The organism is Labrenzia sp. PO1, from assembly GCF_012273635.1.
Classification (GTDB): domain Bacteria; phylum Pseudomonadota; class Alphaproteobacteria; order Rhizobiales; family Stappiaceae; genus Roseibium; species Roseibium algicola.
On the sequence record NZ_JAAXCR010000002.1, the window covers coordinates 1,436,789 to 1,452,355 of the forward strand.

Consider the following 15,567-nt stretch of genomic DNA (forward strand, 5'->3'; position numbering starts at 1 on the left):
TGGCTTTTCCCGAAACCCTTTGACAGCGGCAGGCACATGCGCCAAACCCTGCCCAACCCAAGAGGAATGGTTGAGACCCCTTCATGACCCAGAAACTGGTCATTGCCGTTTGCACCGCGCAGCGGCCGAAAATGCTGCAGGCGTGCCTGGATAGCCTCGACAATCTAATCGCCCCCGCGAACACGGAGATGGCGATCGTCGTTGTGGAAAACGATCCCGTGCCGCATTTCACAGGTGCTGCAGCAGAAGATGTGAAGAAGAGGCTGTCTCTGCCGGTCTTCTTCCATCACGAAAAACGCAAGGGCATCCCCTTTGCCCGCAACACGGCCTTGGAAGCGGCACTGGAACACGCCCCGGACTGGGTGGCGCTGATCGATGACGACGAACGCGCGGAACCGGACTGGATCGAGAAACTTCTGGCCGCCTGCCTGGAACACAAGGCCGAAGTCGCCAACGGCCCCGTTCGCCGGATTTATGAAAAGCCGGCCCCGCACTGGTGGAAATCGCAGCTCCTGAAGCCACGGCCGACCGGCTCGATCATCACCGAAGCACCGACCAACAACGTGTTGCTGAGCGGCCGTATCATCTCTCGGGACGGTCTTGGCCTGCGGTTCGACGAACGCCTGACCTTCGGCAGCGAGGATATCGACTTCTTCCGCCGCACCCATGCGGCCGGCGCAAAGATGATCTGGGTGGATGATGCCTTCGTCGAGGAGGACATTCCGGCTTCGCGCGTCACCACCGGCCGCCTGCTGAGCCGTATGCACATGGCGGCAACCTCCGGCGCGTTCAACATCGTGCTGCGCGAAGGCCGGCTGAAAGCTGCCCTGCATTTCATTCCCAAAAGCCTGCGGCGCATGTTCTTCGGCCTCTTGGCGACAATCGTCGGTTTCGTGCTGAAACCCTTCGCCAGAAAGCGCGGCGAGAAACTCTTCTACTATGGCCTGATCCGTCTCATGAAAGGCTCCGGCAACCTGCGCGGACTTCTGGGCCGGGCGCATAACTACTACGATGTGATCGATGGTCACTGACACGCAGATGCAGCCTAAAAAACTCGCGCACATTCATCTTGGCGTTGATGGCGGGGCAGAACGGTTCTTCGTGCGCCTGACAGGCGCCCTTGCCCGGCGGGGCGTGGAGCAGATCGCCTTCATCCGAAAGGACCGGCCTTGGCGCGACGACCTTGCCAGACACTGTGATGTGCGCGAGATGACCTTCAGCCGCTCGCACCTGAAACGCCATGTCATCCGCTGGGACATTGCCCGCCAGATCAAGGCATTCGGCGCGCGTTCCACCATGGGCTGGATGAGCCCGGCCAGCAAATGGATGCCGAAACCCGGCCCCAGCATGCGCACCTTCCTGCGTCTTGGCGACTGGCCGGACGGCTTTCACACCTATGGCAATGTCGAGGACCTGATCGGCAACACGCCGGAGATCATCCGTCAGGCCATCGAAATGGGCTGGCCTGCGGAACGCGCCCATGTGATCAGCAACTTTGTCGATCCGTTGCCCGCGGATCTGAAGCCGGTCGACCGGGCAGACTACAACACGCCCGAAGACGCCACGGTGCTGATCCACCTTGGCCGCTTCGTCGAACGCAAGCGCTTCGACCTTGCCATTCAAACGGTCGCCGGCCTGCCGGCGACCGTTCATGCCTGGCTGATCGGCGACGGCGAGCTGATGTCCGACATGAAGGCCCTGGCATCAAACCTCGGCGTTCAGGACCGCGTCCACTTTCTCGGCTGGCAACGCGACCCCTCGCCTTTCCTGAAAGCTGCCGATATCCTGCTGTGCCCGACCGACGAAGAACCGCTCGGCAACGTTGTCCTGGAAGGCTGGACCGCCGGGCTGCCCGTTGTCGCAACCGCCTCGCCCGGCCCAAGCTGGCTGATCGACCACGGCAAGACCGGGCTGCTGTCGCCCTGCGGGGATGTCGACGGGCTGGTGGGGTCGGTCAAACAGCTGCTCGGCAAGCCGGATCAGGAAAATGCATTGGTTGACGGTGGCAAACGCCGCCTTGAAAGCCAGTTTTCCGAAGACGCCATTTGCAAGACCTATTCCACGCTGCTTTTCGAGAGCTGACACCGATTACCGCAAGGCAACCCACGCAGGCGCGAACATGAAAAAGAAAAAAAGATTATACAATTTCATCGTCCGTCACCCGAACCGGCAGACCTTCGCAAAGCTTTTCAATTGGTATGTCACGTTCTCGAATGCGCTGCGGAGCAAGAAGCGCTGGAACATCAAGGTTGTTTCAGATGAACCGGTCTTCCGCGTTCTGGACGATAAGGGCAAGGAGATCTCCTTTCTTCACAGCGAGCGCGTCGGCTTTTACCGTTACGGCGTTCAGCCGAGAACCAAGGGCCTTCTGGACGACTATTTCATCGACCCGGCAATGATTTCAGACGGCGACGTTGTCATCGATTGCGGCGCGAACATAGGCGAGATCGGCCTCGGATTGCGCCTTGAAGGCAAGTCCGTCCGCTATATCGCCTTCGAGCCCGGCCGGGACGAGGCCGCCTGCTGCAAGCTCAACAACCCGGGTGGCACTGTCGAACAACGCGCCCTGTGGCACGAAAAGACGACACTCAAATTCTATGAGAAATCGGACACGGCCGATTCCTCCCTCATCGAATTTTCCGGCTACGGCTCTGTTGTTGAGGTGGAAACGACGACTCTCAACGACTACTGCGAAGAAAACGACATCCGCTCGATCAAACTCTTGAAGATCGAAGGCGAAGGCGCCGAGCCGGAAATCCTGAAAGGTGCCGACAAGATCCTGGACCGCGTCCACTACATCTGCGTCGACTGCGGCCCCGAACGCGGCCTCACCAAAGACCCCACCCTGCCAGCCGTGTGCCATTTTCTGGTCGAGCAGGGGTTCCGGTTTGAGAAGATTTCAACGAAGAGATTGACGGCGTTGTTTGTGAGACACTAGCAATAAGATAAACAGATATTGAAGTATACATTAGCGATGACATCTGATCTAAAGGCGTTCCCAGCCAGTTGGGATCAAGTCTATGGTTTTCATCGATTGGGAATTAAACCATTTGTGAGGCACAATTACGCGCTTATCCTTATTAGGGTTTAACCACGCGCCCCACCAGCTGAATGTACTATTTGCAGTAATATGGTTTTGGCAGACTGACATTAGGTACATGTCCTCGAAGTCATGGCCGTCTTCATTGGGCTCAACCCAAATGACATTGCAATCTAATTCAATATTTTTCTTAACCCAATCAATGTCATCGGAAAAAACAACTGGTGTAATCTCCGCTGAATTTTTTCTAATTTCTTGTATTGCCTTTGCGTACCATTCAGGTTCGCACGTTCCATGAAATGCGTTTGCCTTCGCGTTACTAACGTAATCACCCCGTCTAACGTGAATAGAAACAGGTTTTCTGGAAGCCCGTATTTCTTTACGGATTTTCTCTCGGCTTTGAGCAAGTTCTTTTTTAAGCACAAACTCCTTTCGGATATGGGTTTCGATATTTTTAAAATATTTCTCACTTTGCCAATATCCAGAAAAATAAGTCGATGTTTTCAAATTCAACACTTCGGGATTGAATGTGAACCCCTCTTCTTTCACATAATTTATTGATCTGCGATTTGTAAATGGAAACTTAAATTCTCTCTTTTTCTTCTTTACTTCATGAATTTCTTCTCTGGAAGCAATCTCAGCTTTTATGTTTAACCTATCAAGTAAAAATGAATGAGGTTTATAATTCTCGTAACTTGAAATATCCAATTTCAATGGCATGCTAGACTGCTCAGACAGTGATCGTCCCATAGCATACTGAAACATCTGATTGCCTAGCCCACCAGTTATTTGAACAATAATCAACTGACTTATACTTTCTCTGATACGTCTCTTTCCAGATATTTCGAAAAACTATTTATGTTTCCAACGACCTATATATGGAATGTTTACAAAAAATCGCCGCAAAGAGTCATTCAAACGAATGAAGCGAGTATTTTTCTTGAATTCTTTTGGACGACTACCGCGCCGTTTTCCTTGCCAAATTTCGGAATCAGCCTCCGAAGTAGCAACGTGCGAGACAGGGAAGGGTTGAATCCCGAAACTCTCAACGCCGTGACTCCAAAATCTATCCAAATGAACATCAACCGGTTCGTACCAAACTTCAGCCTTACTAATCAGCTTCTTTGCTGCAAGAGGTGAAAGTGCATATGACGATGTCCCGTGCGGACCTCGCTTAAAACGAACGATTTTTAGTTCTCTTATTTGCTCGCAGATCGCATATTTTCTGATTTTGTGTCCGGATAAACGGAGGAGACCGTATTCGTGAACTTTTTGAACAGCAAGCTCATATGCTGAATTGAAATTAAAGTTGAACTCAATGTCATCTTCTAAAATCAGAATTGGCTTATCTTTTTCAACGCAGAGCTGCCAAAGAAGGAAATGACTGGCATAACAACCAAGTTCCCCAGGCGCGAGTTCGAACCCATAATGCTTTAGCGCAGAACGCTCACTATATCTTACAAACAGGGGGTGATTTTCGATTCGACCATCAACCGCATCAAAAAACTCATAGGGAATGTTCAATGCATCAAGTTTCGTAGACATTTCAGATCTACGTTTTTCTGATCGCTCCAAGTTTACAACATAGGTGTCTATTGTTTTGAGCTGTTTCATTCGATGCGACCGTGCCATTTCGTTAATTGCTACCAACTAATACCTGTCGACAACGGCTCATACATACCACTTTCTTCACATTAAGGTTACACTGAAATACGGATGTCACCAAATAGCGCTCGCATTCGAAACATTTGTTGAAAAGGCCATTTTAACGCGGCGTATAATGGATAGTTGATCATATTTCTTGGTTATGTATAAAATTTGCAGTCGCACTAAGGCCTATTCTAGGCAATTGCTTCAGGCTTTAGTTGTGTGCAATTATCCTCCGATAATAACATTAAGCTCAACGCTAGGAAGATTTTTCGCAATGCTAAGCTGGATAAAACGTCTATTTCTTTTCCGTAAACAATCTTCACTTCAAAACTCGGAGAATGAAGCGCCCCTTACAGAAGTAAAACGGTGGTTTCGGGATAAGGGAGATGAGACATTGAGATTATCATATCCACTTAATGAGGATTCAACCGTATTTGATTTGGGAGGGTTTCAAGGTGACTTTGCAAACCAAATCAACATTCGGTACCGTTGCAACGTTTATTTGTTCGAGCCTAGCGTTGAGTTTTTTGAGAAATGTGAAAAAAGGTTTACTCAAAACTCAAAAGTACATTGTTTTAATTTTGGACTATCTGACGAGAACGGTCGATTTACACTCTCCAATGAAGGTGACGGCTCATCCATACTACATAAATCTGACGCTAATGGCATCGAAACTGTGACTGTTAAGAAATTTTCAGATGTTTTCGACTCTTTACATATCAAGAATGTCGATCTTATCAAGATAAATATAGAAGGTTCTGAATATCAACTCCTAGATCACATGATTTCGTCGGGGTTAATTGAAAAATTTGAAAATATACAAGTACAGTTTCATGATTTTGTAGATAATGCAAAAGAACTTCGGAACACGCTCACAGAGAAACTCTCGAAAACACATCATAGAACATGGTGCTATGAGTTTGTTTGGGAAAATTGGCAGAAAAACTCCAACTAATCTAATCGAACTGTTTTCTGCAAACAACAATTGGCTACTCGCCTAATAAATTTACAATCCTACGCGATAGGCGTTTCCGATATCGCTTGAGAGTTGAGGTATTCTTTATGAAAAACTTTTCCGACTCAATTTTTTTGTAACCTCCGTATTTATCTTGATTTAATGAGATGGCTATTTTGGCCAGAACAGAAAACAAATTGTGTTCAAACAAGACTCTTCGTCTACTTTCTTTTAATAGACTTTCGGATTCTTCAGCTAAACTCGAGTTAATAATATGCTCTATTTTAGAAATAGATTCTTCCGTATCACGAATGTCGATTTTTGATAGTGCGCCTTCTGGAAAGTAGTCATCTACGTTTGGACAACCGTGATATATTGGGTATGTCAGAGTTAAGAAAGGGTCTGAGAGTTTTTCGGTCCAATAATCTAAGATTGCGCAGTTTTCTAATGAGATATGATATTTATACTGTGAAAGAGTTTCCATTTTATCTGTAAACGAGCAAATGTTTCGGCCGAAATAGTCAATTCTATCTCCGAAATGACACTTAAGAGCGTCCACAAAGCGCAATCTCGCTCTATGTTCCTCCGTAAACGCCTTATCTGACGAAATTACAGAGATCAATTTAGATTTCTTAGGTTGGTAGTCCCTGAAAAAATCGAAGGTAAGTGGAAGATTACTTAATCGGTTGAATTCGCTCCAAACACCGACATGCCAAGGCAATCCAGGCTGCTGATAGACAGCATTTGGGTGTTGGCTAGTCTTGTCAGTCGTCACGATAAGGTCAAATTGTCTCAAGAAATTCGAAGAATATACTTTCACGTTCTGCGGTTCTGAAGCTATAAACACGCATTTTCGAGCTTTAATTTTGCCGCAATATGTTATTGGTAATGCATCAAACACAAAGAGTATATCACAATTTTCCAAATTATTGGAAAAATCAAAATAAACATTGTTCCAGATTGGTTCTAGATTGGGAAATTGACGCGTCCAAACCCAATTTTCCGACGAAGACACAAAAGCTGCTTTTATCAACAATATCTCCGCAAAGGTTTGAGGACAAAACCGCTACGATAGTTCGCGGACAATTCGATTAGCTGTTTAATATTACGATTCTCAAACATATCCAGCGAACCAAATCTCATTTCTTGAATTGCAAATTACAACTCTCTGCAAGAATAAACTAAATTTGACCGTTAACAACCGCAGTCAGAACCCGATCCAATACTTCAAATTCATCCGATAGCGAGAAGTGATGATTTCCAATGAAGAACCCATTTTGGTCAAGATCATTTGCATTTTTGAGATCGCCATAAATTGAATAGTCAAACCACTTCATCGTTTGGTTTTTTGTAAAATTACCGGCGACGATAGGGCGTACTTCGATACCTGACTTGTTCAGTGCAGCAATGATCTGCCCTCTATCATAGCCCATGTCTGATTTGACGGTGAATGCGAACCCAAACCAGCTGCTCTGGCCAATTTCCCGTTGAATTCTCAGAAATGGGTATTTTTCCATCAAATCACGAAACTTTTCAGCATTCCTCCGACGCTCAAGCACCATATCTGGAAGCTTCTTGAGTTGTTCTATCCCTATTGCGCCACTCATCTCCAAAGGGCGTACATTGTAACCAGGTAAAATGAACCGGAACGATTCCTCGAAAGGATTATCGCTCATTGGGGCGACATGATTTTCTTTAGGTAAGTTACGCGTCCAACCGTGTGCACGAAGGCAAAGAAGAATATGATACAATTCTTCGTCGTCGGTTGTGATCAAGCCACCTTCCATTGTGGAGATGTGATGGCTGAAGAACGAACTGTAGCTTCCCATCAGTCCGAACGTACCAGCTTGTTTGCCACCAAAAAGTGCACCTAAAGACTCGCAGTTGTCTTCTAGGAGCAAGATGTCCCTGCCTTCGACAATTTTGTTTATAGCTGCGAAGTCATTGGGATTTCCGAGTAGGTTTACAACCATGATGACTTTAGTTGCGGGCGTGATTGCCCCTTCCAACTGTTCCAGGTCGTAATTCAGAGTTTCGGCATCGACGTCAACGAACCTAAGTTTAAGCCCATACTGATAAAGGGGATAATAGGTGGTACTCCAGGACACTGCCGGGACAATTACTTCCGTGCCCGGCAGAATGGGTGCGTTAGACCTATATCGCAATGCCGCAACCATGAGCAAATTTGCTGAAGAGCCGGAATTGACCATGACTGCATGATTGCTGCCTACAAATCTTGCAAATTCCTGTTCAAACTCAGCGACTTTCTTCCCCATTGTGAAAATGCCGGACTCAATTACTCGCTGAAGCGCCTCATATTCACGCTCGTCCCAAGTTGTACTTGCAAGTGGGTAATTCATTTTATTCTCCAAGGGACAGGAAATATTCGTAGGTCTGGCGAATACCGTCATTCAGGCTAGTCTTGGGCTTCCAGCCCATTTCGGACTGCAAGCTGACATCTAGCAATTTTCGCTTCATGCCTACCGGCTTGGTCAAATCATGCGTAAATTTGCCGGAAAAGCCTATAACATTAGATGTTATCTCGTAGTATTCATTAATGGTGAAGTCTTTCCCAACACCAACATTTGCTACCGTAGGCAGCTTCTCAAACTTACCCAAAAAGAAAACGATTGCGTCCGCCAAGTCCTCTGCAAACATGAATTCTCTGCGCGCTTCTCCTGTTCCCCAGATCTCAACCGTTTTGTTTTTGGCAAGTGTTGCCTGATGGATTTTGCGTATGACAGCAGGGACCAAATGGGAGACAGCAGGATCAAATTTGTCGAAGCGTCCATACAAGTTGCATGGAATTATCGTTTTATATTGAAACTCTGGCGTTTCACGAACGATGTATTCGCAAAGCCTTGCAACGGCACATTTGGCAAGAGCGTAGCCCTCATTGGTGGGTTCCAATGAGGCGCTGAGAACTTGAGCTTCTTTAAGGGGCGTGTCCTGATCCTTGGGATACATACAAGAACTGCCGATATTCAGGAGTTGAGGAACCCCTGCAGACCGAGCAGCCGTAATCAAGTTGCTGCCCATATTCCAATTGTCGGTCAAAAAGCGGACTGGGCTCGCGATATTGGCTTGAATCCCGCCAACGACGCCGGCGGCGTGCACAATGATGTCCGGCTTCTCTCGCTTCAGAAAAGCTTCGGTTTGGTCGAAATTCAGAAGATTGAGTTTCGAGCTGTCAGGAGCAATAAACTCAAAGTTGTCGGGGCGCTCATGCGCGAGCAAATTCTTCCCAACCATACCGGAACCGCCGGTCAGCAAAACTCTTGGCATTACAGTCCGAATCCCTGAAGCATTTAAGGCTAAGGCTTCATTTCCCGCAGATCGCTTGTGACCATTTCCGAAATGAGATCGCGAACACTTCGATCATGCTTCCAGCCCAGTTTTTCGAATGCTTTCGTGGCATCACCAAGCAGTAGATCGACTTCTGTCGGACGGAAGTACCGAGGGTCGATCTCAACAACAACCTTTCCGGTTGCCGCATCGACCCCTTTTTCATCTACACCGAAACCTTGCCACTCTAACGCGATATCTACTTCAGAGAATGACCAATTAACAAAATCACGTACCGAGGTAGTCTTGCCTGTCGCCAGAACATAATCATCCGCCTTGTCCTGCTGCAGCATCAGCCACATGCCGCGGACGTAGTCTTTTGCATGCCCCCAGTCACGTTCGGCGTCCAGGTTGCCAAGGTAGAGCTTGTCCTGAAGACCCAGTTTGATCGCGGCGGCGGCGCGAGTGATCTTGCGGGTCACGAAGGTTTCGCCGCGGATCGGGCTTTCGTGGTTGAAGAGGATGCCGTTGCTGGCGTGCATGCCGTAGGCTTCGCGGTAGTTGACGACGATCCAATAGGCGTAGAGCTTTGCTGCGGCATAGGGGCTTCTTGGATAGAAAGGTGTGGTTTCCGACTGCGGAACTTCCTGTACCTTGCCGTAGAGCTCAGACGTGGATGCTTGGTAGAAGCGCGTTTTCTCGCTCAATCCGAGAAGCCGGATGGCCTCGAGCAGGCGCAGGGTACCGAGGGCGTCCGCGTTTCCCGTATATTCCGGGGTCTCAAAGGATACCTGAACGTGGCTCTGCGCGGCGAGGTTATATACTTCGTCCGGCTGCGTTTCCTGCATGATGCGGATGAGGTTCGTTGAATCCGTCATGTCACCATAGTGCAGGTGCAGCTTCACATCACGGTCGTGCGGGTCCTGATAGAGATGATCGATCCGTCCTGTGTTGAACGACGATGACCGTCTCTTGATGCCGTGAACCGTATAGCCTTTCTCTAGCAGCAGTTCTGCGAGATAGGCGCCGTCCTGGCCAGTGATCCCCGTGATGAGAGCTGTTTTTTGCATCGGACTCTTTTGTCTCAATCCAGTTCCGTGAGAGCTTCTTCAAGAAGCAATGCGGACGTGAGTTTCATTTCTGCGGCGCTGGTGTTTGACAGAGTTCGCAAACGGTGGGTCATTCGCTGGCGTGCGACCGGCACCTCAATTCGCACCGAAGATTCCGGGCGTTATAGTCGGTTCCAAAATCAAAAGAAAGAGAACCCTGACCTCCGAGTGCGTTGAACATGCACTGGCAACAGCAAAAGTCATAATGATATGGCAGCGTGCAGGTCAAAGATCGCTGGCGTTCGGGCTGATGGCTTGGCATAACCGCGACGGCAACGAGCCGCCAGGCGAATTCAGGCGATTTCAAGCACGGGTGGATTAAAGATGGTCACTTCCGGCTTCATTTGCAGACAGGTTTGATGACAGACGCAGTGAAAATCGACGTACTCCTCGTTTCGGGGGCAAGGCCTGCGCTGTTGGAGAAAACTCTGGCAAGCTTTTCACAGCGGTTGTTCAGGCATTTCGAGATCGGAACGCTTTACGTCAACATCGATCCCTTTGAAGGCGGACTGGTGGAGGTTGAGGCCTGCGAGGAGATCTGCAAACAGTATTTCGCCAATGTCGTCACCCGCAAGCCTGACAAGCCTCACTTTACAAAAGCAATCCGCTGGCTCTGGCGACAGCCGGCTGCGGACTGGTGCTTCCACCTGGAAGACGACTGGGTGCTGAACCGGGAGGTCCGCCCAGAAGAAGTCAGTAAGGCAATGACACGCAACGTTCGCCAGATCAGCCTGATGACGCGGGAAAAGAACTGGGGCTACCGGTCCTTCTATCATTATGAACCCGACCGCAGGACATTCCTCGGAATGGATCTCGGCAAGGGTCTCAACAAGAAGCGGCCGATCTTCGGAACCAGCCCCTCCTTCCTGCGCAGTGATTTCGCCGCAAGATGTGCCGAGCTGATGGATGAGACACTCGATCCGGAAAAACAGCTGAACTACATGAACCCAGACCTGAATGCCTTTACCGCACAATTCAGGAACAGGTTCATCGGCGCGCGGCGGGAATATGTGGCAATCGACATCGGCCGGGAACACCGCGATGCACTTGGGATAACCAAGGAAGTTATCGATGGAAACAGTGTCTGGAGCCGGACAGAGTAAGGCGCATCTTCAAGCACACAAAATACTGTCGCACTTGAGGTCAGCTGAAAAAGACGTTCCGTGTTGCCGGCGTATCGAAATCGAAGCCGAACAGTTCGATTTCGGTTTTGTACCAGTCGGCGACGATCCCGATATTCCTGTCGGTGTAGAATTTTCGCTGGTCGGCACGGGCATTGCGGGAGATATTGCGCTGTTCGAGCGTGTCATCTGCCCCAAGATATCTTGCCAGTTCCGGACCCAGTTTTTCCTGACGCAGGATATTGACCGCCACCTGCCCCCTCTCGTCGATCACATAGTCGCTTTGCGGGTACCAGCCAAGCGAGGCGCGGTGCCAGAAAAAATCAACCTTGCCCCACTCGTGGCGTGTCTCCAGAAATTCCTCGAACCCCTTAACTGTCAGATCGAATTCCGCCTCGTGGGATCCGCTTGTCTGCAGGTAGAACTTGAATCTGGAAAAAGTCCGTGCCCAGGGGTTGCGCACGACCGCAAAAGGCACCGTGCCAGCACGCACCGAAAGGTCGATATCCCGCAGCCGGGCATGTTCGTAGCCCGGATGAAGCCCGCGCTCCTTCATGAAGGTCATCAGCGCGTTTGCATAAGCCTTGCTTTTCAGGCGGCGCCGGTTGGCAAGAACCAGATTGCCTTCCAGCGCCTTGGCATGGCGCACCGACATGCCGCCGTTCTTGGGAATGTGGACGAGCAGGTGTTTTTTCGGCACCAGCCCCAGCCTGGCAGGCGCGAACTTGAGGAAATTCTTGAGCTGGTATTCGTCCATGCTGTCCATCTCTTGAAAGCCGTGCACTGCGCCTTCCCGCACCTTGCACGGCTGACGGACAGACGTCGTTTCAGCCTGCTGCCGGGCGCGGCGACCGTCAGCGCCTGAGGTCGATCTGGTGGTGCCTTATCCCAATCTGCCAGGACTGTCCATTCATCGGCTCGCCGTCCAGATTGAACTGCACGGGCTGCTGGGTCTCGATTTTCAGATTGCGCACCTTGCGCTGGATCGGGCCGCCGTTGATGTCGTCAACGCCGCTGTCCAGCAGCACCGACAAAAGGTCGATGACCTTGCCCGACTGCGGGAAGGGAACGATGGTCAGATCGAGGAAGCCGTCATCGAGCTTGGCATCGGGGCACAACCGAATGCCGCCACCGGCGCGGCGGCCATTGCCCACGGCGAGGGCCAGGAACGAGCCCTCCCAGGAGAAATCATCCGCCTCGATACGGGCTTCACAGGCCGAAAGTTCCGAAAACCGCTGCAGACCTGTGAAGAGATAGGCAGCCCCGCCAAGAACGCGCTTCAGGTTCGGGTCGGTCTGTGATGTCACCTGTGAACCAAAGCCGCCGGTTGCCATGTTGATGAACACACAGCCGTTGACCTCGCCAATGTCGGTCGGTTTGGCGGATGCGCGCACGGCAAACCTCAGGCAGGAGGTGATGTCCGCCGGATCAAGGCCAATGTGATTGGCAAAGTCATTTGCCGTTCCAAGAGGTAGAACCGCAAATGAAAAGGGAGGCTTTTCCCCTTCGGGCAAATCATGCAGGGCCGCATCCAGAACCTCGTTCAATGTGCCATCACCTCCGCCGCTGACAAGCGTGTCGATCCGCTCGCTCTCGTGATCGCGCAGGGCATCGCGAACCAGTCTCTCGACATCGCCGGCCTCATAGGTCACGCGAACGGAGACATTGTGGCCCATGGACCGTACGGCCTCCACCGCACTGCGGACATCGTCGCGGCCGGCGGACTTGCCATTGAGGATCAGGCGCAGATGGTGCTTTTCCAATTACGTCTCCTTGTCCCTGCTGCTTTCCTACACGAGCAGGGAAAATTGCCATCAGGCATGGCAGCAGATCATAACCCGGGGCGGGGCTATGGCAGTTTGAAAGCGGGACTGGTCTCTCCGAATGGTGCCTTTGAGCAAAACGCCGGCAAGGTGCAATCGTTCCGCTGAAAAGTGGGCCATGTGCCCGCCGGTTTCAATTTCTGCCGATCGCTAAAAAGTCGGGTCCAGGGGAACCGTCGTGCCGGACGCACTGTCTTGACGCCTGCTTCAGCCCGGCAGCATGGTTTCCCGGCGCGTCCGTGCGGTGCGGGCTTCCTCCATCAGCCATTTTCGGAATGCAGACACCACCGGCCGCATCGTCCGGCCCTCCGGATAGACGAAATAATACGCCGTCTGCTGTGACACGGAGAGGTCGAAAAGCCGGACGAGACGTCCTGAGGCCAGTTCCGCCTCGACGAAAAATCGCGGGATCAGCGCGGCTCCGGCGTGGTGGATCGCAGCCTCGGAGATCATGACGAATTGTTCGAAACGTGCGCCTTGGAAGGCGGCATCTGTTTCCACGCCTGCAAGATCAAACCACTGCCGCCAGGCAAGCGGGCGTGTTGCAAGCTGCAGGCGCGGCACGCGGGCAAGATCGGCAGGTGTGCGGATCTGGTGCCGATCGCGAAAGACGCGTGAGGCAACGGGGATGACTTCCTCGTCGAACAGCCGTTCGGCGATCGCCCCCGCCCAGACCGGGTCGCCGTGGTGAATGGCGCCGTCAAACGGCTCCTCGTCAAAATCGAACGGCTGCAGGCGCACACTCAGATTGAGGCCTGCGTCCGGATACCGGCGCCCGAAATCGGCAATCCGCGGAGCCAGCCAGCGGGTACCAAAGGTCGGCAGAACCGCAAGGTTGAGGACGTCCGCACTGCCGGCATAGGACATCACCTGCCGCGTGGCTGCGGTCATCTGTTCCAGCGCCCCTCGGATATCGTGAAGGTAGATCCGGCCTGCGTCGGTCAGGACAATGCGCTGGCGAACCCGCCGAAACAGCTCGACGCCCAGCCTGTCTTCCAGCTGGCGAACCTGCTTGGACACTGCGCCCTGCGTCAGGTGCAGTTCCTCCGCGGCGCGGGTAAAGCTCAAATGCCGGGCGGCACATTCGAACGCGATCAGCGTGTCTGCCGGCGGGACGAAGGCGCGCCGCATGGCAAATTCCCCCACTTCATTCCATTTCGTCATGAATGATGGACGAGGTTTCGCTTTTACGCAAACGGATTTGAGGCAAGACTAGAGGAAATAGAATGACCCTGGCCGTCAAGCGGCCGCACATCATTGGCCGGATCACGGCCTGGGAGACACGACCATGAACGCACCCGCGAATGTTAAGTCCTCACCGGCCGGTGGCGGCTCCTTCGACTGGCAGGACCCGTTTCACCTGCGCGACCAGCTGAAGGAAGACGAACAGCTGATCCAGGATACGGCTCGCGCATTTGCCCAGGAAAAGCTGCTGCCGCGCGTCATTGAAGCCTACCGCGAGGAAAAGACCGACCGGGGCATCTTCAACGAAATGGGTGAACTCGGCCTTCTGGGTGTTACCCTGCCGGAGGACTACGGCTGCGCCGGTGCATCCTATGTCGCTTACGGTGTCGTTGCCCGCGAGATCGAGCGTGTCGACAGCGGCTATCGCTCCATGATGAGCGTGCAGTCCTCGCTGGTCATGTACCCGATCTATGCCTACGGCTCGGAAGAACAGCGCCAGAAATACCTGCCGAAACTGGCAAGCGGCGAGTTTGTCGGCTGCTTCGGCCTCACCGAGCCCGATGCAGGTTCCGATCCGGCCGGCATGCGCACCCGCGCGGAAAAGATCGACGGCGGCTACAAGCTGACCGGCTCGAAGATGTGGATCTCGAACGCTCCGATCGCAGATGTCTTCGTCGTCTGGGCGAAGTCGGAAGCTCATGACGGTGCCATCCGCGGCTTCGTGCTCGACAAGGGCATGAAGGGCCTCACCGCACCGAAGGTCGGCGGCAAGCTTTCCCTGCGTGCCTCCATCACCGGTGAAATCGTCATGGACGGTGTGGAAGTGGGTGAAGATGCCCTGTTGCCGAATGTTTCCGGCCTGAAAGGCCCGTTCGGCTGCCTCAACCGCGCACGCTACGGCATTGCCTGGGGCGCAATGGGCGCTGCAGAAGACTGCTGGACCCGCGCCCGTCAATATGGCCTCGACCGCGAACAGTTCGGCCGCCCGCTGGCTCAGACCCAGCTCTTCCAGAAGAAGCTGGCGGACATGCAGACCGAAATCACGCTCGGCCTGCAGGCAGCGCTGCGTGTCGGCCAGCTGTTCGACGCCGGCAAGGTGGCGCCGGAAATGATCTCGCTGATCAAGCGCAACAACTGCGGCAAGGCCCTGGATATCGCCCGCCAGTCTCGTGACATGCACGGCGGCAACGGCATCCAGGAAGAATACCACATCATGCGCCACGCCCAGAACCTGGAAACGGTCAACACCTATGAAGGCACGCATGACATTCATGCGCTGATCCTCGGTCGTGCACAGACCGGCCTGCAGGCGTTCTTCTAAGACCCTGAAGTCATGACATTTGACGCGGGCGGCCAAGCCGCCCGTCTCTCGTTCGGTTCTCTTGAAAAGGGTTTGCGT

At 52.1% G+C, this 15,567-nt stretch carries 15 protein-coding genes; 6 read left to right on the forward strand and 9 right to left on the reverse strand.

Going from position 1 to position 15,567, the window contains the following annotated elements:
• Nucleotides 1–83 precede the first annotated feature (83 nt).
• From HCG46_RS14510 to HCG46_RS14520, 3 genes are read left to right on the forward strand one after another with little or no spacing between them, the layout of a single operon-like run.
• Nucleotides 84–1,031: a glycosyltransferase gene (locus HCG46_RS14510; RefSeq protein ID WP_168686581.1), complete on the forward strand. Its 948-nt coding sequence runs from the start codon at nt 84–86 to the stop codon at nt 1,029–1,031.
• Nucleotides 1,021–2,082, forward strand: a complete 1,062-nt coding sequence (locus HCG46_RS14515; protein WP_168686582.1) for a glycosyltransferase — start codon at nt 1,021–1,023, stop codon at nt 2,080–2,082. The genes HCG46_RS14510 and HCG46_RS14515 overlap by 11 nt, the downstream gene beginning before the upstream one ends.
• A gap of 37 nt (nt 2,083–2,119) precedes the next feature.
• Nucleotides 2,120–2,938 (forward strand): FkbM family methyltransferase, encoded by an 819-nt coding sequence (locus HCG46_RS14520; protein WP_168686583.1) that lies wholly within the window; start codon nt 2,120–2,122, stop codon nt 2,936–2,938.
• Nucleotides 2,939–2,986: 48 nt separating this feature from the next.
• Here HCG46_RS14520 and HCG46_RS14525 read toward each other — a convergent pair whose 3' ends face one another.
• Nucleotides 2,987–3,883 carry an alpha-1,2-fucosyltransferase gene (locus HCG46_RS14525; protein WP_324252106.1) on the reverse strand — a complete coding sequence of 299 codons (897 nt, stop codon included), beginning with the start codon at nt 3,881–3,883 and terminating at the stop codon, nt 2,987–2,989.
• A gap of 9 nt (nt 3,884–3,892) precedes the next feature.
• Entirely contained in the window at nt 3,893–4,654 is a 762-nt protein-coding gene (locus HCG46_RS14530) for a glycosyltransferase family 25 protein (RefSeq protein ID WP_168686585.1), read from the reverse strand.
• A 310-nt stretch (nt 4,655–4,964) separates the two neighbouring features.
• Here HCG46_RS14530 and HCG46_RS14535 point away from each other — a divergent pair, with 310 nt between their 5' ends.
• Nucleotides 4,965–5,645, forward strand: coding sequence for an FkbM family methyltransferase (locus HCG46_RS14535; protein WP_168686586.1), 681 nt, complete (start codon nt 4,965–4,967; stop codon nt 5,643–5,645).
• A 34-nt stretch (nt 5,646–5,679) separates the two neighbouring features.
• Here HCG46_RS14535 and HCG46_RS14540 read toward each other — a convergent pair whose 3' ends face one another.
• The 4 genes from HCG46_RS14540 to gmd all read right to left on the reverse strand — a co-directional run bounded on the left by HCG46_RS14540 (nt 5,680) and on the right by gmd (nt 10,000).
• Entirely contained in the window at nt 5,680–6,678 is a 999-nt protein-coding gene (locus HCG46_RS14540; RefSeq protein WP_168686587.1) for a glycosyltransferase family 10, read from the reverse strand.
• A gap of 148 nt (nt 6,679–6,826) precedes the next feature.
• Nucleotides 6,827–8,005 (reverse strand): DegT/DnrJ/EryC1/StrS family aminotransferase, encoded by a 1,179-nt coding sequence (locus HCG46_RS14545; RefSeq protein WP_168686588.1) that lies wholly within the window; start codon nt 8,003–8,005, stop codon nt 6,827–6,829.
• Between the two features lies 1 nt (nt 8,006).
• A complete protein-coding gene (locus HCG46_RS14550; RefSeq protein ID WP_168686589.1) occupies nt 8,007–8,930 on the reverse strand; it encodes a GDP-L-fucose synthase in 924 nt (307 codons plus the stop codon).
• 29 nt (nt 8,931–8,959) lie between these two features.
• On the reverse strand, nt 8,960–10,000 hold the full coding sequence (gene gmd / locus HCG46_RS14555; protein ID WP_168686590.1) for a GDP-mannose 4,6-dehydratase: 1,041 nt from the start codon (nt 9,998–10,000) through the stop codon (nt 8,960–8,962).
• 398 nt (nt 10,001–10,398) lie between these two features.
• On the opposite strand from gmd, the gene HCG46_RS14560 reads away from it, so the two are divergent.
• Complete coding sequence (locus HCG46_RS14560) at nt 10,399–11,142, forward strand: hypothetical protein (RefSeq protein ID WP_168686591.1); 744 nt, start codon at nt 10,399–10,401, stop codon at nt 11,140–11,142.
• Nucleotides 11,143–11,182: 40 nt separating this feature from the next.
• On the opposite strand, the gene HCG46_RS14565 is transcribed toward HCG46_RS14560, so the two are convergent.
• The 3 genes from HCG46_RS14565 to HCG46_RS14575 form a co-directional block, all read right to left on the reverse strand.
• Nucleotides 11,183–11,944, reverse strand: a complete 762-nt coding sequence (locus HCG46_RS14565; RefSeq protein ID WP_168686592.1) for a hypothetical protein — start codon at nt 11,942–11,944, stop codon at nt 11,183–11,185.
• Nucleotides 11,945–12,014: 70 nt separating this feature from the next.
• A complete protein-coding gene (gene yegS / locus HCG46_RS14570) occupies nt 12,015–12,923 on the reverse strand; it encodes a lipid kinase YegS (RefSeq protein WP_022999229.1) in 909 nt (302 codons plus the stop codon).
• 267 nt (nt 12,924–13,190) lie between these two features.
• Nucleotides 13,191–14,114, reverse strand: coding sequence for a LysR substrate-binding domain-containing protein (locus HCG46_RS14575; protein WP_168686593.1), 924 nt, complete (start codon nt 14,112–14,114; stop codon nt 13,191–13,193).
• Between the two features lie 157 nt (nt 14,115–14,271).
• On the opposite strand from HCG46_RS14575, the gene HCG46_RS14580 reads away from it, so the two are divergent.
• On the forward strand, nt 14,272–15,489 hold the full coding sequence (locus HCG46_RS14580) for an acyl-CoA dehydrogenase (RefSeq protein WP_152504934.1): 1,218 nt from the start codon (nt 14,272–14,274) through the stop codon (nt 15,487–15,489).
• The last annotated feature ends 78 nt before the right edge of the window (nt 15,490–15,567 follow it).

What these genes read in the sequence shown, in the direction of transcription:
- HCG46_RS14545 (WP_168686588.1), bottom strand. Translation starts at nt 8,005, where the DNA reads ATGAATTACCCACTTGCAAGTACAACTTGGGACGAGCGTGAATATGAG.
- HCG46_RS14530 (WP_168686585.1), bottom strand. Translation starts at nt 4,654, where the DNA reads ATGAAACAGCTCAAAACAATAGACACCTATGTTGTAAACTTGGAGCGA.
- HCG46_RS14510 (WP_168686581.1), top strand. Translation starts at nt 84, where the DNA reads ATGACCCAGAAACTGGTCATTGCCGTTTGCACCGCGCAGCGGCCGAAA.
- HCG46_RS14520 (WP_168686583.1), top strand. Translation starts at nt 2,120, where the DNA reads ATGAAAAAGAAAAAAAGATTATACAATTTCATCGTCCGTCACCCGAAC.
- HCG46_RS14575 (WP_168686593.1), bottom strand. Translation starts at nt 14,114, where the DNA reads ATGCGGCGCGCCTTCGTCCCGCCGGCAGACACGCTGATCGCGTTCGAA.
- HCG46_RS14515 (WP_168686582.1), top strand. Translation starts at nt 1,021, where the DNA reads ATGGTCACTGACACGCAGATGCAGCCTAAAAAACTCGCGCACATTCAT.
- HCG46_RS14560 (WP_168686591.1), top strand. Translation starts at nt 10,399, where the DNA reads ATGACAGACGCAGTGAAAATCGACGTACTCCTCGTTTCGGGGGCAAGG.
- HCG46_RS14535 (WP_168686586.1), top strand. Translation starts at nt 4,965, where the DNA reads ATGCTAAGCTGGATAAAACGTCTATTTCTTTTCCGTAAACAATCTTCA.
- HCG46_RS14550 (WP_168686589.1), bottom strand. Translation starts at nt 8,930, where the DNA reads ATGCCAAGAGTTTTGCTGACCGGCGGTTCCGGTATGGTTGGGAAGAAT.
- gmd (WP_168686590.1), bottom strand. Translation starts at nt 10,000, where the DNA reads ATGCAAAAAACAGCTCTCATCACGGGGATCACTGGCCAGGACGGCGCC.
- HCG46_RS14580 (WP_152504934.1), top strand. Translation starts at nt 14,272, where the DNA reads ATGAACGCACCCGCGAATGTTAAGTCCTCACCGGCCGGTGGCGGCTCC.